We start from the raw sequence: 21565 nt of genomic DNA, 5'->3' as shown, positions 1-21565 counted from the left end.
GAAATGGATGACTAATTGAAAAAATCATTTATACTGAATAGGATAAGGAGGTCTTTTCACATGTTTAAGAGAAAAAGAAAGTCGCATGTTTCGATTGAGCTGAAGGATTATGTGCTACGTGCGATTGTGGCGAAAGGACCAGAGCCTAATCAGTGGCAGGGCTATGAACACCCTTTAGCAGCTGGAATCGTTGAAAATGGAACTATTATCGATGAGGTAGCTCTTTTTGAGGTGATTAAAGAGCAAGTAATGAAATGGACAGGGAAAAAACAGGCTGTTCGCATGTTTGTCCCTGATACGACGGTTCTATTAAAAAACTTTGAGCACCCTAAAGATGTAAAGCCTCAGGAATTACGAGGATATGCTGAAATGGAATTGGGACATTCCATTCATTTACCATTTCAAGACCCTTTAATTGATGTGTATGATGCAGATGCCGAGGATGGCAAGGCTATCTTATTTGCTGCACCTTCTGAAGAGATTACGAAACTTGTAGGGATGCTGTTAGATGTTTCATTAGAACCCGAAGCTGCTGATATTCGTGCGCTTTGTAATATACGCTTATTAGAGCACATGTCCTTATTAATGCCTAATAAAACATATTTAATAGCAGAATGGTCGATTAATGAACTCTCAATCAGTATTTTTTCCAATGGCCAAGTGGAGTTTTTGCGCTATCAAACCATTGAAGTAGATATGACGCAATGGCAGGGGAAGAAAGAGAATGAATATAGCTATCAATTTATCTATAATGGCGAATCAGAGAATTATCAAATGGTCGTAATGGATCAGGTTCTAGAGATTGATCGGATGATGAATTTCTTTAAGTTTTCTTTACATAAAGGTGAAAAAACAGTGGATGAAATTATCATGCTTGGCGATAACCCACTATTGAAATCAATTGGGAACTTACTCGCTTCTAATTTAGAACCACCCCTGAGAGTTGTCGATGGGAAAAAAATTGAGAAATCGTTTCCTCGCTTTAAGCGAGAATTTTCAACGTTGCTTGGCTTAGCTTTGAAGGAGGTTCGTTAATGGTTCCAGATATAAACCTCTTACCACAACTTGAAAAAAGAGCAGCCTCTCCCAAGCTTTTTTATAGCTTGGTGATTGTCATTGTGGGACTTATTGTAGCTTATTTACTTTTTTTATTTTTTACATCAAAAGGTGAATTATCACGATTGACTGCAGAGGAACAGGCATTAACAACACAGCTTGATCAATTGCAGCAGGAGCTAGACGCACGACAAAGTGTCGATCAGGGTTCGTTGGAAGAGTCTGTGACTTTTATTCAAAGCGTTTCTTATCCTGTAACACCGTTAATTGATGAAACAAAAACTTTATTACCAACTCATTCCTATTTACGTAGCTATGTTTTCGGAGAGAACTCGGTGAATATTGAAGTGGATTTTGAAACGATGACAGATATATCGAAATATGTGGAGCGACTTTTAATGAGTAGCTATTTTACAGATGCTCAAATTAACACGGTCTCAAACTTCGAAATAGAGCTAGGTGAACAAAGGGAGTTAACACCCCAACAAAAATTTAAAGAAGTACCGCGATATTCAGTGTCTATCACAGCGACAATCGATTTTATGTATTTAGCTGGAGGACGACGCTCATGAATAAATTAACGAGTAGTAAAAATTCATCTATGATTTTGTTACTTGCGCTGATAGCTGCTATTTTATTTGCGCTGTATTATTATTTGCTGTCACCAAAATTGAATGAAGTGAATGAAAAAGAGAGTAATGTATTGCAGGTGCAGCAAGAATTAGCTAATGTCAAAGAACAACTAGCACAATTAGACAAGGAGCAGGGACAGTCTACTATCAATATATTAGCCTTAAGACAAAAGCTACCTGCCACAAGAGCCGTTGAAAAGATTATTCTTGATTTAGCTGAGATTGAAGAGGTGACAGGAACTCGTATACTGTCTTTAACGGTTCAAGGTGAGGACGGCACTGTGACACCTTCAGATGTATCGAATGACCTCAATATGTTGGAGCAGGCTGAAGCAGAGGTCAATGGTGATCAGGAGAACAAGGAGAGTACTACACCGATTGCCTCTCTTTCGGAGGACTCTTTACCAGCTAATTTAAAGCTTATTACTTTTATATTAGAGGTGGGTGCGCTTGATTTTAATTCTCTTGAAAGCTTTTTACAGGAGGTTGAACAATTAGAGCGTGTCATGAAAACCGATAAGATTGAATTTAAATTGCCTGGAGAGCAGGCACAGCTTGAGAAAGATGCAGATCTTACGTTAAAGGCAACAGTGCAAGTGACGACGTTCTATTACGAAGAACAACAATAACTTTATTTTATAGGCGCGCCATACTTCATTTGTATGGGCGCCTATTGGTTTAGGAGGACATGAAATTGGAAATGGCTTATACGATCTTTATTTTTTTATTTGGACTTGTCTTTGGGTCTTTTTATAATGTAGTTGGCTTACGTGTACCACAGAAGGAGTCGATTGTACATCCTCCTTCACATTGTCCGAAATGTCAGAGACGACTAACGGCGCTTGATTTAGTACCAGTTTTGTCATATGTATTTTTAGGAGGAAAATGTCGGGGTTGTGGCAATAAAATTTCTTGGGTTTACCCAGTCATAGAATTAATGACAGGTGTATTATTTGCCTTTGCTTATTGGCAGCTAGGCTGGGGCATAGAATTGATAGTAGCGTTCCTTTTTATCTCCTTATTAGTTATTATCGTTGTGTCAGATTTGGCCTATATGCTAATTCCTGATAAGGTGTTAGTATTCTTTTTACCTGTGCTAGCTATTGGACGAGTGCTGTCACCAATAACACCGTGGTGGGACTCTCTTGTGGGTGCTGTGGTTGGTTTTGGCATATTATATATCATTGCTGTGCTATCGAACGGTGGCATGGGTGGAGGCGATATTAAATTATTCTTTTTAATTGGTCTCGTTCTGGGTACGGTTGATACACTGTTAACACTATTTTTAGCAGCAGTTATTGGTATGATTGTTGGGATTACCATGTTATCGAAAAACAAACAGGGGAGAAAAACACCCATTCCGTTTGGGCCATCTATTGCATTGGCCGCAGTTATTGTTTATTTCTATGGCGATCTATTAATCAATTGGTATATAAGCTTTTGGTAATTGTTCAATTTTCAGGAATGTGGAGGGAAGCAAGTGAAACCGATTATTGGTATTACAGCCTTTGTTGAGGATGATTTATCCTCTCGATTAAATGTGGCTTACAGCAAAAGCATCATTGAAGCTGGTGGAATTCCATTGATTATTCCAATTGGGGTAGAAGAAGAGGCAGCACAGATTTTAGCCCTTACAGACGGATTATTATTATCTGGTGGTCATGATGTGCACCCATTTCTATTCGGGGCTGAGCCTTCATTAAAGCTTGGAAAAATTCATCCAGCGCGAGATACGATTGAGTTAGCATTAATTGAAGCCGCATTCCAACGGAAAATGCCTATTTTCGGGATTTGTCGAGGAATTCAAATACTAAATGTTGCTTTAGGTGGTACTTTATATCAGGATATTGATAGTGATCATTTTAGCACTAAATTACTTCAACATATGCAGCAATCAGGTCGAGCTGTAGCTACCCATTCTGTTCAGGTTATTGCTGACAATCTATTAGCGACTATCGTTGAACAAGAGAAAATAGCAGTGAATTCATTTCATCATCAAGCGGTGAATGTTTTAGCAGAAAAATTAAAAGTAGCGGCAAAATCTAACGACGGTATTATCGAAGCGGTAGTTCATGAGGAGATGCCATTTTGCTTGGCTGTTCAGTGGCATCCTGAGGAACTAGCCATAGCAGGAGATGAGGGTGCGCAAAAGCTATTTTCAGCCTTTGTGGAAGCGAGCTTAAAATTTAAGAAGGAAGCTTAGAAGAGGCATTGTACAAAGAATCCAATCGTATGTGGATTCTTTTTTTGCGTAAAAAAGAGGATACATGCTCTTAGAAGGAACATAATCCTCAAAACCTGCTTTAATCGTTAATGTACACGTCTGTAAAGACCTACAACTTGTCCTAAAATAGAAACTTGATCGACAATAATAGGTTCCATAGAAGAATTTTCAGGCTGTAAACGGAAATGGTTTTTCTCTTTAAAGAAACGTTTTACAGTTGCTTCATCTTCAGCTGTCATAGCTACAACAATATCCCCATTATTAGCTGTTGCCTTTTGTTTTACAATGACTAAATCTCCATCTAAAATCCCAGCTTCAATCATTGATTCTCCCATAATTTCTAGCATGAACAATTGATCTTCACTTGTGCCGTACGTATCGGGTAATGGGAAGTATTCTTCAATGTTTTCAATTGCTGTAATTGGAGAACCAGCTGTAACCTTCCCGACAAGTGGAACATGGATCACCTGTTGCTTTTGGATGGATTCTTCAGGCTCTAAAATTTCAATTGCGCGTGGCTTTGTTGGATCTCGACGAATAAAGCCTTTTTGTTCTAATCGAGCTAAATGTCCATGAACAGTTGAACTGGAAGCAAGTCCAACTGCTTCACCAATTTCGCGTACTGATGGTGGATATCCTTTAGCTCGTACCTCTTCCTTAATGAAAGCTAAAATGTCCTCTTGTCTTTTCGAAACTTTTTTCATGAGTGCTCACCTCTTTTTTCTAAAATCATTCTTCTTATTTGATAGTATAACAGAATGCGAACATGTATGCAAACATAGGTTCGAAAAGTGTTTGACAAAAACGTTTGTTCGCTTTATTATGGGAACATACATTCCGAACAAACATTCTTAAAAAGGGGTAATGATTATGACATGGTTGAAGAAAAACACACATATCTCAATTTTAATAGGAGCTTGTTTATTATTTGCAGCATACCTTTACATTACTGATCCAGGAAAAGTTAGTTACGCAGAAATTCAAATCGAACATGGGGATAGCTTGTGGTCGTTAGCCGAGCAATATCGTGGTAAAATGAGTACTGATGATTGGATAAAGCTTGTAAAAACTGAAAATGAACTAGCAGATATTAAAATTGTAGCAGGAAAATCTCTAGTTATTCCTGTAGTGAGTGATCAAGCCAGTCCCATCAATACTATCGAAATTGCGAGAAATGAACAATGATAAATAATCAACTATCGGCTGTTGTCTATTGTCGCGTAAGTACCGAAAAAGAAACACAAAGCTCCTCATTAGAGCGCCAACAGGAAGAGTTGCTGCGCTATGCTACAGAGCAAGGCTATGCGGTGAAGGGCGTGTTCAAAGATCAACATAGTGGCTATGATGTAGAACGTGAAGGCTTACTAGAAATGCTTGATTTTATAAAAGATAAGAACATTAATGCTCTTTTTGTCCAAGATGAAACTCGTTTAGGACGAGGCAATGCAAGGATGGCTGTATTACATTTATTACAAAAGTCAGCAACTGACGTTTTTTCTATGCGTGATGCAGGCCCAGTCCAATTAAATGAAATGGATACGATGCTGCTTGAAATTTTAGCGATTGTAGAGGAATATCAGCGTAGAATTCATAATGCTAAAATTCGACGAGGTATGCGACGTGCTGTAGAAAACGGTTATCGTCCAGAAAATAATTTATCGAACCGAGGTAATCCGCAGGGGCAGGAGCGTAAAGATCTACCTGTAGAGGAAATTGTAAAGCTACGCAAACGTGGATTTACCTTTGAAGAAATTTCTATAACGCTTAGAGGGTTAGGCTTTGAGGTAAGTAAGGCGACTGTACATCGTCGTTTCCAAGAGCACCAAGAAAGATTAGCAGGAAAATAATATTCCTGCTAATTTTTTTCTGTAAAAAACTACTGAAGGGAAGAAAAGCTTTCGATGATAACATGACTAGGCAGTTGGAAAGGGTGCTCTTTATTTATTCGATCATAAAACATGATGCCATTTAAATGATCGATTTCATGCTGTACAACGATGGCCCCATAGCCCTGTAACTGTACAATGATTTCATGTCCATCGATGTCATAAGCTTTGACTTTAATTCTCTCATATCTCGGTACAAAACCAGGAACAGGTCGATTTACAGATAGACAGCCTTCTCCCTCCGGTAGATAAATCATATTGATGGAATGACTTATTATTTTAGGGTTAAAGAGCATCATTTCTTGGTCATCAAAGAGTACAGCAAACATTCGTTTATCTACGCCAATTTGATTAGCAGAGAGTCCACTTCCAGGGCGAAGCTTATATTTTTTTGCTAGCGTTGGATTTTGGCTATTTTTCAGATATTGTAGCATGGCTAGGAGGGTATTTCGATCCTCAGTGGTCACTGGTATCGACACTTCTTGAGTTTGTTTTCTTAAAATTGCCGAGTGTTCTTTCACGAAGTCCTTCATTGTAATCATATAATTTGGGTGAAATTTAGTCATAAATAAACACCTCATCAATACGGCTATTAAGAACCTTAGCAATCTTAAAAGCTAATTCAAGAGTCGGATCATATTTATCATTTTCAATGCTATTAATCGTCTGTCTCACAACTCCACATTCTTTTGCAAGTGCAGCTTGTGTAATGCCTAATTTTTTTCTTAAAATTTTGATGATGTTCTTCAGAATTATCCCTCCATTTTGTCCAAAGTATTAGACATATACAATGGATGTCCAATTAATTGGACATTTCTTAGTGAAAAACAAAACAGTCAATTAAAGGGTAGAAATGGATTTCCGTTGCAGGCTACTTGCTTTCCTGTTGGCGAGCACTAAATCGCTTCCTCCGCTACCGCTCCGTTTAGAGTTTCGCCTGTTTCGCTATCCCACGGGAGTTAAGTAGCCCTCCACTCCAATCCATAAATATTTATCTTTTTTAGCAAATGTTTTCAGATAAAGTAAAGGTGTTCACTACTCTTTATAGAGGGGGAGACACGCATCACTTTTCCACATTGAAAATAAAAATCCCATCCCCCTAAGAATACAGATATTGGACTATTTGATTGCTCTGCTAGTATGAAGTAAAGACATTTTGCAGAATGGTTGATTGGAGAGGAGCCAGCGTCACAGATGAGACCCTTGAGCGAACGAAAGTGAGTAAAGCTGCTCTTCACCCTGGAAAGGACACTGGCGGAACGGAAAACACCGTTCGCCTTGTTAAAAGGTCTCATTCTACTAATGACATCATCTTTTTTCAACCACATGAAATGTCCGATTAATTGGACATTTGGGTTTTAGATCCTCACTTAATACCAATTTTCATCAAAATTTAGTTTTAACGCATGCCCGAAACAAATACCGAAAGGAATAAAACCTCTTCCTCTTGCTGTAATGATATTGCCATCTTGTACCACTAGTTCATCTGAATAGTTGTGAAGCTCAAAGCACCCTAACTGCTTCATGCCATCTAAAGGTAGTCCTACTGTATATTTTTTGTTTTTTAAGACACCTGCTTTTGCTAATAGGTAAGGGGAGCTAGAAATACTTGCAATCATTCCTCCTTTTGCAGATAGATGACGAATGAAATCTAGTAAGCTCTCTTCAAGTTGTAATGTAGAAATATCCATACAGCCTGATAATAGTAGACTATCAATATCGTCCAGCTCAACTTCATTCATGGATAAATCAGCTATACAATTTAAACCAGATTCTCCTCTAATAGGTTCGGTATTCGATCCTAGTGTGATGATGGGTTTACCTCCTTGCATTAATATGGACAAAGCAACACTCAATTCATATTCACTAAATTGTGGGTATAATAACACCGCAGTTTTCTTCATTTCATACACCTCTTCCCTTTAGATCATTCCATTCTTCCTCTAAAATAGCGTAATAATATTCATCCCACCAAGTCTCTCCATGAGGTATGCATTTTTTAAAAAATCCTTCTTGGCGCATCCCGATTTTTTCCATGACTCGGTAAGAAGCGATATTTTCTGGCTGGCATGTGGCAATAATTCGATGAAGTTTCATTTTAGTAAAGCCATAGTCTAATAGGGCCTGAGCAGCTTCAGAAGCATAGCCATGATTGTGATAGGCAGGATTCATAACCCATCCAATTTCATACGTATGGTCGCCAAAGTATTTGTGGAAAACAAGATGACCAATGACTCGCTGTTGTTCACGTAAAACAATGGCGAAATGTTTTGCTTGCTCGTTACTATTCTCTGTTATGAAATGTTGAACCTGATTTTCATTCAACACACCTTCTGGCATATAGTGCATGACTGTTTTATCTGACATATAGCTATAAACAGCCTGCCAATCTTGGGCTTCAAATGTTCGAATAAGTAGTCTAGGTGTTGTGATGTTCATGGTAGCTCCTCCTATTATCTATCAAATTTTTCCTTTTATTATTAGTTATACACCTCTAACATCTGGAAGTCATGTAAAGAATGGCTAAGAAGTGTTTTTAAGGGTTGGTATAACTGCATTTTAAGGGAAACCATGCTATACTTTGCATACTGAGGACATTAAGCTAGGTACTGAAAGGTGTGTAACCATGTTATCAAAGGAAAAAATTAACCGAATTAATGAATTATCTGCTAAAGCGAAAAGCGGACAATTAACAGAGGAAGAAGCAAAGGAGCGAACAGCGCTTCGCAAGGAGTACTTAGATACGTTTAGAGCAACGATGCGAGATACGATTGAAAACGTTAAAGTGGTCGATGCAGAAGGAAATGATGTAACTCCTGAGAAGGTAAAACAAGCGCAAAAAAATAAATTTCTAAATTAATGTGACACAATTCAATAAAGTATGTATGAAAACGCAAATAGTATAACAAAAGCATTGTTTTCTAAAGCAATGTTGACTAAACTGTAAAAGAACAATATATAGGACGAGAAAGGATGTCACAATATAATGACTCAACACGCGGATCTTTTAGCAATTAATGCTATCCGAACTTTGTCAATCGATGCTATTGAAAAAGCAAATTCTGGTCACCCAGGTTTACCAATGGGAGCAGCGCCAATGGCTTATACGCTTTGGACAAAACAATTACGCCATAATCCAGCAAATCCAAAATGGTTTAACCGTGATCGTTTTGTACTGTCAGCAGGCCATGGTTCAATGCTTTTATACAGCTTACTTCACCTTGGAGGCTATGGTTTACCAATGGAAGAAATTCAAAACTTCCGCCAATGGGATTCATTAACACCAGGACATCCTGAATATGGTCATACAGTAGGGGTAGAGGCAACAACTGGTCCTCTTGGACAAGGAATCGCTATGACTGTTGGTATGGCAATGGCTGAGCGCCATTTAGCGGCTACTTACAATAAACCAGGTCATGACATTGTTGACCACTACACATTTGCGTTATGTGGCGACGGTGACTTAATGGAAGGTGTTGCAGCAGAAGCGATTTCATTAGCTGGTCACTTAAAACTTGAAAAATTAATCGTGCTTTACGATTCTAATGATATTTCTTTAGATGGTGACTTAGAAAAGTCATTTTCAGAAAACGTTCAAAAACGCTTTGAATCTTATGGTTGGAATTATTTAAAAGTGGCAGATGGTACAGATGTAGATGCTATTAATGCAGCCATTGAAGAAGCCAAAAAATCTACTGGCAAGCCAACATTAATTGAAGTGAAAACAGTGATTGGTTTTGGTTCTCCAAATAAATCTGGTAAAGCAGATTCTCACGGTGCACCTCTTGGTACAGATGAAGTTGTCTTAACGAAGGCTGCCTATGAGTGGGCACATGAACCATTCCAAATTCCTGCAGAAGTTTACGATACATTTAATGCAGCTGCTGAAGTGCAAGGTGCACAGCCAGAGGAAGCTTGGAATGCAAAATTTGCTGCATACAAAGAAGAATTCCCAGAATTAGCAGCTCAATTCGAGAAAGCGATGAATGGTGAATTACCAGAAGACTTTGCTTCTGAGTTACCAGTATATGAAGCAGGTAAATCTGTAGCAACTCGTTCTTCTTCAGGCGATGCAATTAATGCTATTGCGAAGAAAACTCCTTCATTCTTTGGTGGTTCAGCTGACCTTGCTGGCTCCAATAAAACAACGATGAAGGGTGCAGGAGATTTCTCAGCAGACGACTATGCTGGACGTAACATCTGGTTCGGTGTTCGTGAATTTGCAATGGGTGCTGCTATGAACGGAATGGCTCTTCACGGTGGTTTAAATGTATTCGGTGGTACATTCTTCGTATTCTCTGATTACGTTCGTCCAGCAATTCGTCTATCTGCATTAATGGGTCTTCCTGTCACATATGTATTCACACATGATTCGATTGCAGTAGGGGAAGATGGTCCAACACATGAACCAATCGAACACCTTGCATCATTACGTGCAATGCCAAACCTATCTGTTATTCGCCCTGCGGATGCAAATGAATCAGCAGTTGCATGGGAGCTTGCAGTAGCAGCAGAAAAAACACCAACTGTTCTTGTATTATCTCGTCAAAACTTACCTGTTCTTGACGCCTCTATTGAAACAGTACGTGAGGGCGTAGCAAAGGGTGCTTACACAGTGTCTCCAGCTACAAAAGAAGTGGCAGATGCTATTTTAATTGCAACAGGCTCTGAGGTTTCGCTTGCTGTCGAAGCACAAAAAGCATTAAAAGCAGACGGTATAGATGTAGCAGTTGTTTCTATGCCATCTATGGATCGCTTCGAAAAACAAGACGCAGCTTACAAAGAATCTGTTCTACCAAAAGCTGTTACAAAACGTCTTGCAATTGAAATGGGAGCATCATTCGGCTGGCATAAATATACTGGCTTTGAAGGCGATGTTCTAGCAATTGATAAGTTCGGTGCATCTGCTCCAGGTGAATTAGTAATGGAAAAATACGGCTTCACTGTTGAAAACGTAGTAGCAAAAGTGAAAGCACTATAATTTACAACAAATACCACAACACTCAGCGGAATAAACATCAGCTAAGTGTTGTGGTACTTTTTTTAGCGGCAAACATAGTCATGTAAAAACTCAATAGGAAGGGTGAGCGAATGAAGAATTATAGCGTTGTGTTATTTGACTTAGATGGAACATTATCTGATCCCAAAATAGGAATCACTAAATCAGTGCAACATGCTTTACAGAAGGCGGGCATCATGGTGAATGATTTGGATGAACTGGAACCATTCATCGGACCACCCTTACAAGTATCTTTTCAAGAAATCTATGGATTCAATGCTGCACAAATAACGCAAGCAATTAGTGATTACCGAGAACGATTTACGGAAAGGGGAATGTTTGAAAATAAACTATATGAAGATATTCCTGCTTTGTTAGCTCATTTAAAGCAACAAGGATATATACTGACTATTGCCACTTCAAAACCAACTGTCTTTGCGGAACAAATCGTAAAGCATTTTCAGCTAGAGTCCTATTTCGATCTTGTCGTAGGAAGCCACTTAGATGGTTCCCGGTCTGACAAAAGTGAGATTATTAAAGAAGTGCTTCAACAGTTTGACTCCTATCCAAAAGAGCGATTTATTATGGTTGGGGATCGAAAATATGATTTAATCGGCGCTCGGGAAAATCAAATCGATGCCATCGGTGTGAGATATGGTTTTGGGTCACTAGAAGAATTAAAAAATGAAGAGCCTACATATATTGTGGACCATGTAAATGATCTCCTAAAATACCTCTAAAAACACGAAAAACTGCATGTCAGCATGCAGTTTTTTTATGTAGGGTTATTTAGCAAGTCCATTTTGGAATGCGTAGACGACGGCTTGTGTACGATCTTGAACTTCTAGCTTTGATAGAATATTACTAACATGCGTTTTTACTGTTTTCAAGGCAATATATAGCTCATTAGCGATTTCCTGATTGGCTTTACCCTGGGCCATTAACAATAATACTTCCATTTCACGTTCAGTCAATTGTTCGTATAGTGGCGTACTATTGCCGTGGCGCATGCGGTGCATCATTTTGGAAGTGACCTCTGGCTCTAATACCGTTTCGCCACCCATCGTTTTTCGAATAGCATCTGCAATTTGTTTGGCATTAGATGTTTTTAAAATATAGCTTACCGCGCCAGCCTCTAAGGCAGGATATACTTTATCATCATCTAAAAAACTAGTCACCATCATGATTTTTGCCTCAGGCCATGCTGCTAATATTTCCACTGTTGCCTCTGCTCCTGTCATAACAGGCATCACATTATCCATTAAAATAATATCAGGCCTTAGCGCTAAGGCACGTTCCACAGCCTCTTTACCGTTCTCAGCCTCACCTACAACCGTAATATCTGGCTGTGCTGAAAGATAGGCTGACACACCAATCCGTACCATTTCATGATCATCCACTATGAGCACTTGTATCATCGACATTGACCTCCTCCTTTTGTAAAGGAATTTTAACCTCTACAATTGTTCCTTCACCAGGCACTGATACAATTTTATAGGTGCAGCCAATTTCAACTGCTCGTTCAGCTATATTTTGTAAACCGTATGATGTGGATTTATCTTCCTCCACATCAAAGCCTAAACCATTATCTTGAATTCGTAAAATAGCTAAGTCGTCTCGTGCCACAAGAAGTAATTCCACCTCACTTGCTTTGGCATGACGCAGCGTATTGGAGAGAGCCTCCTGTGCAATACGAAATAAATGATCTTCCTCTGCTTTAGTTAAGGCCATTTCTTCTAATTCATATTCTATATGGAAATAAACTTTTTGCTGAAGTTCAATAATTAATTCCTCTAAGCCTTGTGCCAATGTTTTATTGTGTAAAGCTACAGGTCGTAAGTGTAGCAGTAATGCACGCATTTCTAGCTGTGCCTGCTGAACGATTTTCTCCACCTGTTTTAAGCTAGTAGCATGTTCGTCATTTTCAGTTAATGCAGAGAGTAACATAGAAGCAGCAAATAGTTGCTGTGAGACAGAATCATGTAGTTCTCTAGCTAGTCGTTGGCGTTCAGCAATAATACGCTCCTGAATAATTTTATCATTGGCCTCAGCCCGTTCATTGGACAAGCGCTGTAGACTTTTACGTTGCGTATCGATTAATTCACTCGTTTGGACAAGTGCCTTTTTTAACGATTTCGGAAGAGCTTCTTTTTTAGGAAAAACAAAATCAGGCTCGATCAGTTGTTTCACTATTCGTGTTGCCTGCGCTTCTCGTGCCCTTGCCGTCATACTTATCCAGCTGGCAAACAGGAAGCTAAGTATAAACAGGCTAACTATGATGATGCCACCTAGAGGGATATTATCGTAATTCTGCTGCCATAAGGGCTGCCATGTTTTTTCATCAGGATTGCCCCATAGTGCAACAAGAAGACCGAAAACAGCACTCATTAAAACAAAAAATAATGTAAATAATCTTGAGATAAAGGCAATCATTTTCGTAGCACCTCCAAATCTCCAAGCCAGGTTGCGACATGAATAATCAGTACACGTTTAGCATCCTCAGGGTTGCCGTCTGAGAAAGTAATACTTTCATTTAATATACGTTGCGGCCCTACATGTAAGCAGGTAAGCTCACCAAATAACGTCGTATACTGTAAACGGAATGGAATTTCATAAGGAACATAAATTTGAACTTTACCAATACCTTGTCGAATTGTAATAAGACTAGTGCCAGCTGGTAAAATCGTTTGCGTTGTATCGATGGTAATATCTCCAGCGAGGCGCTGAATTTGTACATCTTGCCATTTATAAGCTTCTATAGGCGCTGGCATTGTACCAATTAAGTCATTTTTAATCGCAGGGAGTTTTTCAAAAAGCTCTGCGCCAACTACTTTTGGCTCGTTTTCTCTTTGCAAGTATTGATAGAGCATATATAAGAGCATGATGACGATAAATAAACGTAAGCTCCACATCGTGAACAAAGCAATGGCAATAAAGAAAATTCCTGTCCATTTAAAAAATCGAACTTTTTTGGAAAAACTTAAATAAAGAAGTACAGCCCCAATCAATAAACAGAAGGCGCCACCATTATTAAATATAGTTAGCTCCACAAAGACGAGTAAAAAGAAGCAAAGAACCCAAAATGTGAGCTTATTTGTTGTGAAATTTTGCATGAGGGTCACCCTTCCTTCTACTAATAGTATAAGAGAGGGAATGGGACCCTCTATTCTTAAACGTGAAAGAATGCGCCTTTTAATGTTGGCGCATTGGTTTCATTATACCATGTTATTTATTTTCAATTAGCAGTGGTGAGCTTTCTTCTACTGCTTTTTTTTCTAATTCTGCCAGTCTTGCCTCAAAAGTTGTAAGCTCATGGTCTTTATCGATTTGATAAGCTAATTTATCGATATATGCTTCTAAATCTTCAAAGTTTGTTTTATTATTTTTGGCAATCATTCCATCCATTTGATGATGGGCACGAGTTACATTTTCTTTCCCCATCAGCTGTAATTGACGCACTTTCATATCTTTAATTTTATGCTTCATTGTTTCAAATTTACGCTCGAGCTCGAAGTATTCACGAGTACTTGCTTCAATGCTCGCTTGTAATGTAAGGTTACGAGCTGAATAAGCTGTTACTTCATCCGTAGCGAAATCAATTAAGTCCTGCTCTCCGCTAGATTTTGCTAATGCTAATTGAGATTCACGTTTCGCTAGTAAATCAGCGTTCTCTTTATATTCTTGCTCTAGCTTTTCTTTTAATTGCCCTTGTCGCTCTAATAATTTGCCTGTTTGTTCTGTTTGCTTTTCTGCTTCACGAATGTATTGATTTAACATCGCAATCGGATTTTTTTGTTCCTTCTTATCAAATAATTGGTGTAAGTCTGCCTCTACTGTATATCTAAAACGTTGAAATAAGTTCATTTAAAATCGCTCCTTTTATTTTGATAAATTTGACCATTCTTTTTCAAAGTTTGTAAATGGATCTTCTTCTTTTTTCCCTTCAATTGTTGGGATTTTTACATCTTCGCCATTCCATTTTTTATAGATAACATAGATAATGGCGATCGCAGCAAGACCAACCATTGCTGGAATGTTAGACACTGCTGATAGGACACCGATTAGACCAACTGTAAACCAGAAAATTTTACCGAAAGATGACTTACTAGCAATGTAGAAGTGCATGCCCAGTGCTACAAATAATCCAGAGAATAATAACCCTGCCAGTGGTCCAATTAACGCTAGTGCAACACATGCTGCAATGACGCCTCCTGTTAATAAAAGAAATTTTTTCATTTGTTTTAGCTCCTTTCGTTTGTACCTTTATGTTACCTATTTACAAGATTGTCTAAAACGGACTCGAAATTGATTTTGAACTAGGTCTTGAGGCTGAGAGTCATCTAAGCAACCGCAATAAAAGGTTTTTGACCGTGTTTAACAAGCTTTTTTTCTTGTTTTTGGAAAAATATTAATTATTTTTGGATGGAAATACCATTTGTCATAAAGTCATTTATAGACCCGAAACTAGAATTTTTTCGACAAAAATAGAAGAGAGATCCCTCCTTCGTTTGACAAATAAACAAGATTGAATGAGCTATACTTATGAAAAAGAAACTGAGCGAAGGAGGATTTCTGGTGAGAACCTATTCTATATATAAGATAAAAGAAGAGCATTTAACGTTTATTTTTGGCAGAGAGCGTAAGTTGTTAGAGATGATGCAAGGTTGTGAAGATGCCAATGAGAAATCCTTAAAAGAGCTTGCATATATATGTGAATCCGTTCGTTTTGAGGAGATTGCAGCCATGTTAGAGCATCAACTTGATTCCAAATATGCACACCTAGAAAGAGCTCGTAATGCTTTGTTTTTAGAACATCCGATAAAAGGTAAAATGGCTATTTATTTAGTAGATCGTAAAATTTGTGTTTATTGTGAAGGTTCGCGAATGCTAGATTTAGATTTATTTCAAATGCTTGCTAAAATGAGTGAACGTTTTATTGCTTTTAATAAACAGGATAATGAGTGTGGGTGGTTAAAGCCGATGAAGTATACAATGCACTAGGAAAATTCACTACAATATATAGTAACACGCTATTATTTGGTGTATAATGGAGCGTGGAGAGTTTTTTCTCGGTATATTGTAGTGGAGGAGGTTGGTTGTATGCCTACATGGGGCTGGATTATTATCGTAATTATCGCATTAGCAGCGGGCGCAGCACTTGGTTTCTATTTCGCTCGTCAAGCTATGATGAAATATTTGAAAGAAAACCCACCTATTAATGAGCAAATGATTCGTATGATGATGGCGCAAATGGGTCGTACGCCGTCTGAAAAGCAAGTACGTCAAATGATGGCGCAAATGAATAAATTCCAGAAGTAATTTGGAATGAACAGAGCAACTAGTTCAAGCTTAACTAGTTGTTTTTTTATTTTTAATATTATTTAAATAATTCTTAAAAATCATACAACTCTATCGGGAAACTATGTATAATGGAGTTACTATACGGAAGGGAGTTGCGTATTTTGCAAAAAGAAAAAACAAATGTAGAAAGTTTTGATCTAGATCATACAAAAGTGAAGGCACCTTATGTTCGTTTAGCAGGTGTTAAAACTGGCAAAAATGGCGATGAAGTATATAAATATGATATTCGCTTTAAACAGCCAAATAAGGAGCATATGGAAATGCCTGCATTACATTCTTTAGAGCATTTATCTGCTGACATTATCCGTAATTACTCTGATCATATTGTTGATTTCAGTCCAATGGGTTGTCAAACAGGCTTCTATGTATCATTGATCAATCATAATGATTATGAGGATTTATTAACGATTTTAGAGAACACATTTACAGATGTTACAAAGGCAACCGCAGTTCCTGCCTGCAATGAAGTGCAATGTGGCTGGGCTGCTAGCCATAGTTTAGAAGGGGCTCAAGCATTAGCAAAAGAGTTTTTAGCGAAACGTAATGAATGGCATATTATTTTTGAAGATTGAATAAAATAAAAACCTTGCGAGTAAAATGACGCAAGGTTTTTCAATGCACTAAAAATGGAATGGAATGACATTGGAAGAAGAAGAATCTCGATTGATTTTTTGATAAATAAAATTGTCTAAAAAATCATGAATTAAATCCTCATATTCATCCATATTTTCATTAAAGGACTGTGCATGTGCTCCCGTATCAAAAAGTTTTAATTTTTTTGGACCGGATTTTTTATTGTAGAGATCAAGTGACATGGAAGCTGGAATAAACGTATCGGGAATACTATGGATAAAGAGCACAGGTTTTTCAATATGTGTGACAGCTTCTGCAGGTGTTACACTTTTAAATGAGTAACCATCTCTGAGACGAACAAAAAAGTCAGCAAAACGAATAGGAATAATGGAGCCATATTTAAATTCAGTTTTTGCAATTTGTTTGAGTAACATAGAAAAGTCGGAGAACGCACAATCTGAGATATAAAAATCAGCGCCATCCTCGACTGTTCCTGCATAGAGGAGCATGGTTGCAGCACCCATCGATTCCCCGTGAATACCAAGAATAGCATCCTCTCCAATCATGGCTTTTACTGTTTTCACTACAGCATCAAGATCGTTTTTCTCATAGTAGCCATAGCTTGTTGTCTTGCCTCCAGATTCACCATGGCGGCGGTGGTCAAATATAACAGAATTATAGCCAAGTCTTTCAAAAAGGCGCGCATATTTCACGGAATTTATTTTATTTTCGGTAACACCGTGGCAAATGATGATAGTGTTATTTGTTTGCAATGGCTGAAACATAATGCCTCGAATTGTATAGCCACTTGGAGAATCAATATTCAGTTCACATTTCAAGTTTTTATTGTACCAAGCCTCATCAAAGCGCTTTGCGGTCGTTTCTCGTTCCCGTATAAATTCAGGGTCTTTTTGTTGGATATACATTAATTTATTGGAAAGCGCGAAGCCGAACAGACCTGTTGCAGCGGCGGCTAGCGTTGTTGTAATACCAGAGAATAAAAGCATCTTCTTTTTCATCATAAAACACCTCCACATGCTGTTTCTTATTTGTAATGTTCCCAACTAAGATTGTTTAAAACACGTCAACATTTTACAATATCTTTGGCAAAACTGCGATTATTTCTATTATCGAAAATCGTCATAATATTTGTTAAAATATACATATCTGCTAGTAGCATATGCATGCAGTGTTGATTCTTGAACGGGGAAAAGGGGAGAATGATTATGACAAACGAGGTAGTAATCGTGAGTGCGGTGCGTACAGCAATCGGCTCATTTCAGGGGACATTAAAAGACGTACCAGCGACAACGTTAGGTAGCATTGTCATTAAAGAAGCAATAGCGCGTGCTGGCGTAGCAGGAGAACAGGTCGATGAGGTCATTATGGGGAATGTTTTATCGGCTGGACTTGGACAAAATCCAGCGCGTCAAGCGGCAATTAAAGCGGGGTTACCTCAAGAGGTATCAGCCTTAACAATTAATAAAGTATGTGGATCTGGTTTAAAGGCTGTTCATTTAGCAACACAGGCGATTTTAGCGGGAGATGCAGAGATTGTTGTTGCAGGTGGATTTGAAAATATGAGCCAGGCTCCATACGTCTTAAAAAATGCACGAGAAGGCTTCCGAATGGGTGACCAAAAGGTAGTAGATACAATGATTCATGATGGCCTATGGTGTGCTTTTAACGATTATCATATGGGCATTACAGCTGAAAATTTATGTGATATGTATCAAATCTCTCGAGAAGAGCAGGATGCTTTTGCAGCTCGTTCTCAGCAACGCGCAGAGGCAGCGATTGCAGCGGGCAAGTTTGAAAATGAAATCGTTGCTGTCGAGATTCCACAGCGCAAGGGAGAGCCACTTCTTTTCAATAAAGATGAATTTCCACGAGCAGGTGTGACAGCGGAATCATTAGGTAAGCTACGACCAGCATTTAAAAAGGATGGCTCTGTCACAGCGGCGAACGCGTCTGGTATTAATGATGGTGCGGCAGCGGTAGTGGTGATGTCAAAGGAAAAAGCACAAGAGTTAGGCATTCAGCCAATGGCGATCATTACAGCGAATGCTAGTGCTGGTGTAGATCCTGCAATTATGGGTACAGGTCCTGTAAAAGCAGTACAAAAAGCGCTGACAAAGGCTGAGATTACTTTAAACGATATCGATTTAATTGAAGCAAATGAAGCATTTGCAGCACAATCAATTGCTGTAGATCGTGAATTAAGCTTTAATCATGATAAACTAAATGTTAACGGGGGTGCCATTGCTCTTGGTCACCCAATCGGTGCTAGTGGTGCTCGGATTTTGGTAACGCTATTACATGAGATGGAAAAGCGTGATGTGAAAACGGGCTTAGCCACATTATGTATCGGTGGTGGACAAGGCGTAGCAACAGTTGTGAAGCGCCCTTGATGTCAATAAGAAGGTGAATAAAATGGGAAAGAAACGTAAACAGCAACAACATACTGACAATAGCGTAACAGCTAGTCTACCTAAGCAAGAGGCCGTTACATTAGCAGATCAGCTAGGTGGCGATGTGCTAGCAAAACTAAAGGCAGCGAAGCAAGATTTAACTGCTAAAGAGCAGGCGGCAGAAGAAGAGCGTCAGGCAAAACTAGCCTTTGAACGTAAACAACGAGAAAAAAACAAATCGTTTGAAGAACTTTTGAACGAATACGGCGATAAAGGTACTAAATATTAAGAGAGAACAGTGAATTCACATAGGTGGGTTCACTGTTTTATATTTTACAGCATAAAATCTATATGGTTGTGGTCGATATATAGGGAGTGATTTTTGAAATTAATGGAACGGGAGACGCTGCCAATAACATATACCTAATTGTAGTTTAGTATCAATTAAATTATGTTAGGAGAACAACATGGTAGAATTACAAACAGAAAGAATAAGATTAATTCCTTTAAACGCCGAGTATCTAAAGTTACTAATAGAGCATGAGGAGCAAATGGCGGCGGAGTTGTCATTGAGTAAAGGTGTAGGGGGTTTAGATTGCGAGCTTAAACAAGCGTTGTATTTTAGACTTTCCAAAGTATTAGAAGATGAGCAAAATTATCTGTGGCACACGAATTGGTTACTTGTATTAAAAGAAAAAAATTGTGCTGTTGGTGGCATCATGCTAAAAGGTACGCCAAATGAGCAAGAGGAAGTTGGGATCGGGTATTATACTTTACCTCCTTATTGGGGGCAGGGCTATATGACAGAATCAATCATAGCTCTTAAAGACTGGTTACTCCATCAGCCAAATGCAAAATATGTTATCGCTGACACGGAAAAAGAAAATATGGCTTCCCATCGAGTTTTGGAAAAAGCAGGGGCTGTCTTGTTTAAAGAAACGAAGTCTCTCTATTTTTGGCGGTTCCACCTTTAAAATAAAAGACAAAAGGCTATAATTGAGCCTTTTGTCTTTTGTTTTTGAGTATTTTTCTTACTGCAACAACGAGACTAACAAAAACAATGGCTCCAGCTGTATCGACAAGCACATCTTGAGCACTCATTGTACGACCTGGCGTAAAGCCTTGACGAAATTCATCAAGCACCGCAATTATAGCTGTTCCAACGATAGCAATACTTGCTGTAAAACGCCTTTTTCCCCAGGCAAAGTAAAGGCCAAGTGCGATGCATCCAAATCCCATGAAGTGTGTCAATTTACGAATTAAAAACTCTACAAATGGAAAATAACCTCGCTCTTCCACTGAAACGATGGTTCCCCAATAGGGAATTTTTAAAATAGATAGTTGTTTTTCAAAAGGTTTATTGGCGAGCAAATCTTCTAATTCTGGTAGTATACTCTGTTGCTCATAGGTCATACTAGAGGAGATTACTAGTACAACTAGACAAATGAGTAAAATTAGCCATTTTTTCATCGATGTTCTTGATAGTACTCATTTTTTGTTAGCTCATTAGCTATTTTGAAATCTGCTATTGAATTAATTTTCTCGTAGGAAGCAAGTGTTTGTGTTAGTTGTTGTTGTGAGCTTGCGCCAATGACCGTAGAAGCGATTGTTGGCTCTTTCAGATTAAAAGCGATAGCCAAAGCATGCAAGTCATCATAGTGTAAAGCTAAGTCTGTTAACGTTGTTGTTAACTCCTCAGCAGTATAGGTGTTAAAACCATTAACATGTTGTAGACGTTGTTGCCAGCTATTCGTTAATAAGCCCTTTGCCACTGTGCCACGTGTGACAACAGATGCACCCTGTTTCGCAATAAAGTTAAACCATTCTTCAGGGCGGCGATCGAGGGCACTGTATTGCATCATGACGCTTCTAGCCGAGCTTGCAGGTAAAAATCGCTGCAATACATTCGGACGAATGGAGGATATACCATATTCACGAATAAGTCCTTCTTTTTTCAGTCCTTCAAATGTGTCAATTATCCCGTCCCAATCATCTTCGATTGTGCCACCGTGTAATTGATATACATCAATGTAGTCTGTTCCTAAACGTCGTAAGCTAGCATGGACAGCTTCTTTTATATAGGATGGTGATGCATCCCAATGCCAGCCATCTATCCCTTCTGCCCACCGATTACCTACCTTTGTTGCTAGGATGACATCGTGACGACGCTTACCTAACGTTGCGCCAATGATCTTTTCGTTTGCACCATAATCATATAAATCAGCTGTATCTATATAGTTAATGCCAGCATCTAATGCCATATCGACAATGGCAGCTGCTTGTGTTTTATCTGTCGAAAGAGACATGCCTCCTAAACTAATCTCTGAAATAAACAATTCACTTGTACCAAGCTGTCTTTTTTTCATACGAATGACCTCCTTCGATTTCTCTACTTGTAATGGTACAATGAACATATCTGAAGA

General features: G+C 38.6%; 29 protein-coding genes. 16 read left to right on the top strand and 13 right to left on the bottom strand.

Annotated elements, in window-relative coordinates:
* Nucleotides 1-60: 60 nt before the first annotated feature.
* The 5 genes from pilM to RCJ95_RS04100 all read left to right on the top strand — a co-directional run bounded on the left by pilM (nucleotide 61) and on the right by RCJ95_RS04100 (nucleotide 3891).
* On the top strand, nucleotides 61-1035 hold the full coding sequence (gene pilM / locus RCJ95_RS04120) for a type IV pilus biogenesis protein PilM (protein WP_446721927.1): 975 nt from the start codon (nucleotides 61-63) through the stop codon (nucleotides 1033-1035).
* Nucleotides 1035-1628, top strand: coding sequence for a PilN domain-containing protein (locus RCJ95_RS04115; RefSeq protein ID WP_313150412.1), 594 nt, complete (start codon nucleotides 1035-1037; stop codon nucleotides 1626-1628). The genes pilM and RCJ95_RS04115 overlap by 1 nt, the downstream gene beginning before the upstream one ends.
* Nucleotides 1625-2317, top strand: coding sequence for a hypothetical protein (locus RCJ95_RS04110; RefSeq protein WP_446721926.1), 693 nt, complete (start codon nucleotides 1625-1627; stop codon nucleotides 2315-2317). Before RCJ95_RS04115 ends, RCJ95_RS04110 begins: the two co-directional genes overlap by 4 nt.
* Nucleotides 2318-2382: 65 nt before the next feature.
* Nucleotides 2383-3135: a prepilin peptidase gene (locus RCJ95_RS04105; RefSeq protein ID WP_337976133.1), complete on the top strand. Its 753-nt coding sequence runs from the start codon at nucleotides 2383-2385 to the stop codon at nucleotides 3133-3135.
* Nucleotides 3136-3168: 33 nt separating this feature from the next.
* Entirely contained in the window at nucleotides 3169-3891 is a 723-nt protein-coding gene (locus tag RCJ95_RS04100) for a gamma-glutamyl-gamma-aminobutyrate hydrolase family protein (RefSeq protein ID WP_257521361.1), read from the top strand.
* 107 nt (nucleotides 3892-3998) lie between these two features.
* Here the strand turns inward: RCJ95_RS04100 and lexA are convergent, their stop codons facing one another.
* Complete coding sequence (gene lexA / locus RCJ95_RS04095) at nucleotides 3999-4616, bottom strand: transcriptional repressor LexA (protein WP_004232118.1); 618 nt, start codon at nucleotides 4614-4616, stop codon at nucleotides 3999-4001.
* 166 nt (nucleotides 4617-4782) lie between these two features.
* On the opposite strand from lexA, the gene yneA reads away from it, so the two are divergent.
* Nucleotides 4783-5097, top strand: a complete 315-nt coding sequence (gene yneA, locus RCJ95_RS04090; RefSeq protein WP_066036589.1) for a cell division suppressor protein YneA — start codon at nucleotides 4783-4785, stop codon at nucleotides 5095-5097.
* The gene (locus RCJ95_RS04085) at nucleotides 5094-5759 is read left to right on the top strand and encodes a YneB family resolvase-like protein (protein WP_221680460.1); all 666 of its coding nucleotides are present in this window, start codon (nucleotides 5094-5096) and stop codon (nucleotides 5757-5759) included. The genes yneA and RCJ95_RS04085 overlap by 4 nt, the downstream gene beginning before the upstream one ends.
* A gap of 29 nt (nucleotides 5760-5788) precedes the next feature.
* Here the strand turns inward: RCJ95_RS04085 and def are convergent, their stop codons facing one another.
* From def to RCJ95_RS04065, 4 genes are all read right to left on the bottom strand, one after another.
* Nucleotides 5789-6364 carry a peptide deformylase gene (gene def / locus RCJ95_RS04080; RefSeq protein WP_221680461.1) on the bottom strand — a complete coding sequence of 192 codons (576 nt, stop codon included), beginning with the start codon at nucleotides 6362-6364 and terminating at the stop codon, nucleotides 5789-5791.
* On the bottom strand, nucleotides 6357-6548 hold the full coding sequence (locus RCJ95_RS04075) for a helix-turn-helix transcriptional regulator (RefSeq protein ID WP_066036592.1): 192 nt from the start codon (nucleotides 6546-6548) through the stop codon (nucleotides 6357-6359). The genes def and RCJ95_RS04075 overlap by 8 nt, the downstream gene beginning before the upstream one ends.
* 620 nt (nucleotides 6549-7168) lie before the next feature.
* A complete protein-coding gene (locus RCJ95_RS04070; RefSeq protein WP_446721925.1) occupies nucleotides 7169-7702 on the bottom strand; it encodes a DJ-1/PfpI family protein in 534 nt (177 codons plus the stop codon).
* A gap of 1 nt (nucleotide 7703) precedes the next feature.
* The gene (locus RCJ95_RS04065; RefSeq protein ID WP_446721924.1) at nucleotides 7704-8237 is read right to left on the bottom strand and encodes a GNAT family N-acetyltransferase; all 534 of its coding nucleotides are present in this window, start codon (nucleotides 8235-8237) and stop codon (nucleotides 7704-7706) included.
* A gap of 187 nt (nucleotides 8238-8424) precedes the next feature.
* Here RCJ95_RS04065 and RCJ95_RS04060 point away from each other — a divergent pair, with 187 nt between their 5' ends.
* The 3 genes from RCJ95_RS04060 to RCJ95_RS04050 all read left to right on the top strand — a co-directional run bounded on the left by RCJ95_RS04060 (nucleotide 8425) and on the right by RCJ95_RS04050 (nucleotide 11537).
* Nucleotides 8425-8658: a DUF896 domain-containing protein gene (locus RCJ95_RS04060; protein ID WP_004232132.1), complete on the top strand. Its 234-nt coding sequence runs from the start codon at nucleotides 8425-8427 to the stop codon at nucleotides 8656-8658.
* Nucleotides 8659-8784: 126 nt separating this feature from the next.
* Complete coding sequence (gene tkt, locus RCJ95_RS04055; RefSeq protein ID WP_036080190.1) at nucleotides 8785-10779, top strand: transketolase; 1995 nt, start codon at nucleotides 8785-8787, stop codon at nucleotides 10777-10779.
* 110 nt (nucleotides 10780-10889) lie between these two features.
* Nucleotides 10890-11537 (top strand): HAD family hydrolase, encoded by a 648-nt coding sequence (locus tag RCJ95_RS04050; RefSeq protein WP_446721923.1) that lies wholly within the window; start codon nucleotides 10890-10892, stop codon nucleotides 11535-11537.
* Nucleotides 11538-11582: 45 nt separating this feature from the next.
* Here the strand turns inward: RCJ95_RS04050 and RCJ95_RS04045 are convergent, their stop codons facing one another.
* The 5 genes from RCJ95_RS04045 to RCJ95_RS04025 all read right to left on the bottom strand — a co-directional run bounded on the left by RCJ95_RS04045 (nucleotide 11583) and on the right by RCJ95_RS04025 (nucleotide 15033).
* Nucleotides 11583-12215 (bottom strand): response regulator transcription factor, encoded by a 633-nt coding sequence (locus tag RCJ95_RS04045; RefSeq protein ID WP_320939124.1) that lies wholly within the window; start codon nucleotides 12213-12215, stop codon nucleotides 11583-11585.
* Entirely contained in the window at nucleotides 12190-13230 is a 1041-nt protein-coding gene (locus tag RCJ95_RS04040; RefSeq protein ID WP_221680465.1) for a sensor histidine kinase, read from the bottom strand. Before RCJ95_RS04040 ends, RCJ95_RS04045 begins: the two co-directional genes overlap by 26 nt.
* Entirely contained in the window at nucleotides 13227-13910 is a 684-nt protein-coding gene (gene liaF / locus RCJ95_RS04035) for a cell wall-active antibiotics response protein LiaF (protein WP_446721922.1), read from the bottom strand. The genes RCJ95_RS04040 and liaF overlap by 4 nt, the downstream gene beginning before the upstream one ends.
* Before the next feature lie 112 nt (nucleotides 13911-14022).
* On the bottom strand, nucleotides 14023-14661 hold the full coding sequence (locus tag RCJ95_RS04030; RefSeq protein ID WP_009370701.1) for a PspA/IM30 family protein: 639 nt from the start codon (nucleotides 14659-14661) through the stop codon (nucleotides 14023-14025).
* Nucleotides 14662-14676: 15 nt separating this feature from the next.
* The gene (locus tag RCJ95_RS04025; RefSeq protein ID WP_221680466.1) at nucleotides 14677-15033 is read right to left on the bottom strand and encodes a lmo0954 family membrane protein; all 357 of its coding nucleotides are present in this window, start codon (nucleotides 15031-15033) and stop codon (nucleotides 14677-14679) included.
* A 339-nt stretch (nucleotides 15034-15372) separates the two neighbouring features.
* Between RCJ95_RS04025 and sirA the strand changes: the two genes are divergently transcribed.
* The 3 genes from sirA to RCJ95_RS04010 all read left to right on the top strand — a co-directional run bounded on the left by sirA (nucleotide 15373) and on the right by RCJ95_RS04010 (nucleotide 16730).
* On the top strand, nucleotides 15373-15798 hold the full coding sequence (sirA, locus tag RCJ95_RS04020; protein WP_004232148.1) for a sporulation inhibitor of replication protein SirA: 426 nt from the start codon (nucleotides 15373-15375) through the stop codon (nucleotides 15796-15798).
* A 99-nt stretch (nucleotides 15799-15897) separates the two neighbouring features.
* Nucleotides 15898-16116 carry a YneF family protein gene (locus RCJ95_RS04015; RefSeq protein WP_004232154.1) on the top strand — a complete coding sequence of 73 codons (219 nt, stop codon included), beginning with the start codon at nucleotides 15898-15900 and terminating at the stop codon, nucleotides 16114-16116.
* A gap of 110 nt (nucleotides 16117-16226) precedes the next feature.
* Nucleotides 16227-16730, top strand: coding sequence for an S-ribosylhomocysteine lyase (locus RCJ95_RS04010; RefSeq protein WP_221680467.1), 504 nt, complete (start codon nucleotides 16227-16229; stop codon nucleotides 16728-16730).
* 48 nt (nucleotides 16731-16778) lie between these two features.
* On the opposite strand, the gene RCJ95_RS04005 is transcribed toward RCJ95_RS04010, so the two are convergent.
* A complete protein-coding gene (locus tag RCJ95_RS04005) occupies nucleotides 16779-17750 on the bottom strand; it encodes an alpha/beta hydrolase (RefSeq protein WP_320938917.1) in 972 nt (323 codons plus the stop codon).
* Between the two features lie 207 nt (nucleotides 17751-17957).
* Here RCJ95_RS04005 and RCJ95_RS04000 point away from each other — a divergent pair, with 207 nt between their 5' ends.
* The 3 genes from RCJ95_RS04000 to RCJ95_RS03990 all read left to right on the top strand — a co-directional run bounded on the left by RCJ95_RS04000 (nucleotide 17958) and on the right by RCJ95_RS03990 (nucleotide 20116).
* Nucleotides 17958-19142 (top strand): acetyl-CoA C-acetyltransferase, encoded by a 1185-nt coding sequence (locus tag RCJ95_RS04000; RefSeq protein ID WP_221680468.1) that lies wholly within the window; start codon nucleotides 17958-17960, stop codon nucleotides 19140-19142.
* 22 nt (nucleotides 19143-19164) lie between these two features.
* On the top strand, nucleotides 19165-19431 hold the full coding sequence (locus RCJ95_RS03995; protein WP_036080173.1) for a YqkE family protein: 267 nt from the start codon (nucleotides 19165-19167) through the stop codon (nucleotides 19429-19431).
* 178 nt (nucleotides 19432-19609) lie between these two features.
* Entirely contained in the window at nucleotides 19610-20116 is a 507-nt protein-coding gene (locus RCJ95_RS03990; protein ID WP_446721921.1) for a GNAT family N-acetyltransferase, read from the top strand.
* 16 nt (nucleotides 20117-20132) lie between these two features.
* On the opposite strand, the gene RCJ95_RS03985 is transcribed toward RCJ95_RS03990, so the two are convergent.
* Both RCJ95_RS03985 and RCJ95_RS03980 read right to left on the bottom strand, forming a co-directional pair.
* Entirely contained in the window at nucleotides 20133-20612 is a 480-nt protein-coding gene (locus tag RCJ95_RS03985; protein ID WP_446721920.1) for a VanZ family protein, read from the bottom strand.
* Nucleotides 20609-21508, bottom strand: a complete 900-nt coding sequence (locus RCJ95_RS03980; protein ID WP_446721919.1) for an aldo/keto reductase — start codon at nucleotides 21506-21508, stop codon at nucleotides 20609-20611. The genes RCJ95_RS03985 and RCJ95_RS03980 overlap by 4 nt, the downstream gene beginning before the upstream one ends.
* Nucleotides 21509-21565 lie beyond the last annotated feature (57 nt).

Source organism: Lysinibacillus sp. BSL11, from assembly GCF_052928325.1.
Note: the sequence above shows the minus strand (reverse complement) of the source record. Positions and strands in the feature narration are given on the sequence as shown.

Excerpts from the sequence above, each read along its gene's own strand:
- pilM (WP_446721927.1), top strand. The coding sequence starts at position 61 with ATGTTTAAGAGAAAAAGAAAGTCGCATGTTTCGATTGAGCTGAAGGAT.
- RCJ95_RS04115 (WP_313150412.1), top strand. The coding sequence starts at position 1,035 with ATGGTTCCAGATATAAACCTCTTACCACAACTTGAAAAAAGAGCAGCC.
- RCJ95_RS04110 (WP_446721926.1), top strand. The coding sequence starts at position 1,625 with ATGAATAAATTAACGAGTAGTAAAAATTCATCTATGATTTTGTTACTT.
- lexA (WP_004232118.1), bottom strand. The coding sequence starts at position 4,616 with ATGAAAAAAGTTTCGAAAAGACAAGAGGACATTTTAGCTTTCATTAAG.
- yneA (WP_066036589.1), top strand. The coding sequence starts at position 4,783 with ATGACATGGTTGAAGAAAAACACACATATCTCAATTTTAATAGGAGCT.
- RCJ95_RS04085 (WP_221680460.1), top strand. The coding sequence starts at position 5,094 with ATGATAAATAATCAACTATCGGCTGTTGTCTATTGTCGCGTAAGTACC.
- def (WP_221680461.1), bottom strand. The coding sequence starts at position 6,364 with ATGACTAAATTTCACCCAAATTATATGATTACAATGAAGGACTTCGTG.
- RCJ95_RS04070 (WP_446721925.1), bottom strand. The coding sequence starts at position 7,702 with ATGAAGAAAACTGCGGTGTTATTATACCCACAATTTAGTGAATATGAA.
- RCJ95_RS04065 (WP_446721924.1), bottom strand. The coding sequence starts at position 8,237 with ATGAACATCACAACACCTAGACTACTTATTCGAACATTTGAAGCCCAA.
- RCJ95_RS04060 (WP_004232132.1), top strand. The coding sequence starts at position 8,425 with ATGTTATCAAAGGAAAAAATTAACCGAATTAATGAATTATCTGCTAAA.
- tkt (WP_036080190.1), top strand. The coding sequence starts at position 8,785 with ATGACTCAACACGCGGATCTTTTAGCAATTAATGCTATCCGAACTTTG.
- RCJ95_RS04050 (WP_446721923.1), top strand. The coding sequence starts at position 10,890 with ATGAAGAATTATAGCGTTGTGTTATTTGACTTAGATGGAACATTATCT.
- RCJ95_RS04045 (WP_320939124.1), bottom strand. The coding sequence starts at position 12,215 with ATGATACAAGTGCTCATAGTGGATGATCATGAAATGGTACGGATTGGT.
- RCJ95_RS04040 (WP_221680465.1), bottom strand. The coding sequence starts at position 13,230 with ATGATTGCCTTTATCTCAAGATTATTTACATTATTTTTTGTTTTAATG.
- liaF (WP_446721922.1), bottom strand. The coding sequence starts at position 13,910 with ATGCAAAATTTCACAACAAATAAGCTCACATTTTGGGTTCTTTGCTTC.
- RCJ95_RS04030 (WP_009370701.1), bottom strand. The coding sequence starts at position 14,661 with ATGAACTTATTTCAACGTTTTAGATATACAGTAGAGGCAGACTTACAC.
- RCJ95_RS04025 (WP_221680466.1), bottom strand. The coding sequence starts at position 15,033 with ATGAAAAAATTTCTTTTATTAACAGGAGGCGTCATTGCAGCATGTGTT.
- RCJ95_RS04015 (WP_004232154.1), top strand. The coding sequence starts at position 15,898 with ATGCCTACATGGGGCTGGATTATTATCGTAATTATCGCATTAGCAGCG.
- RCJ95_RS04010 (WP_221680467.1), top strand. The coding sequence starts at position 16,227 with ATGGAGTTACTATACGGAAGGGAGTTGCGTATTTTGCAAAAAGAAAAA.
- RCJ95_RS04005 (WP_320938917.1), bottom strand. The coding sequence starts at position 17,750 with ATGAAAAAGAAGATGCTTTTATTCTCTGGTATTACAACAACGCTAGCC.
- RCJ95_RS04000 (WP_221680468.1), top strand. The coding sequence starts at position 17,958 with ATGACAAACGAGGTAGTAATCGTGAGTGCGGTGCGTACAGCAATCGGC.
- RCJ95_RS03995 (WP_036080173.1), top strand. The coding sequence starts at position 19,165 with ATGGGAAAGAAACGTAAACAGCAACAACATACTGACAATAGCGTAACA.
- RCJ95_RS03990 (WP_446721921.1), top strand. The coding sequence starts at position 19,610 with ATGGTAGAATTACAAACAGAAAGAATAAGATTAATTCCTTTAAACGCC.
- RCJ95_RS03985 (WP_446721920.1), bottom strand. The coding sequence starts at position 20,612 with ATGAAAAAATGGCTAATTTTACTCATTTGTCTAGTTGTACTAGTAATC.
- RCJ95_RS03980 (WP_446721919.1), bottom strand. The coding sequence starts at position 21,508 with ATGAAAAAAAGACAGCTTGGTACAAGTGAATTGTTTATTTCAGAGATT.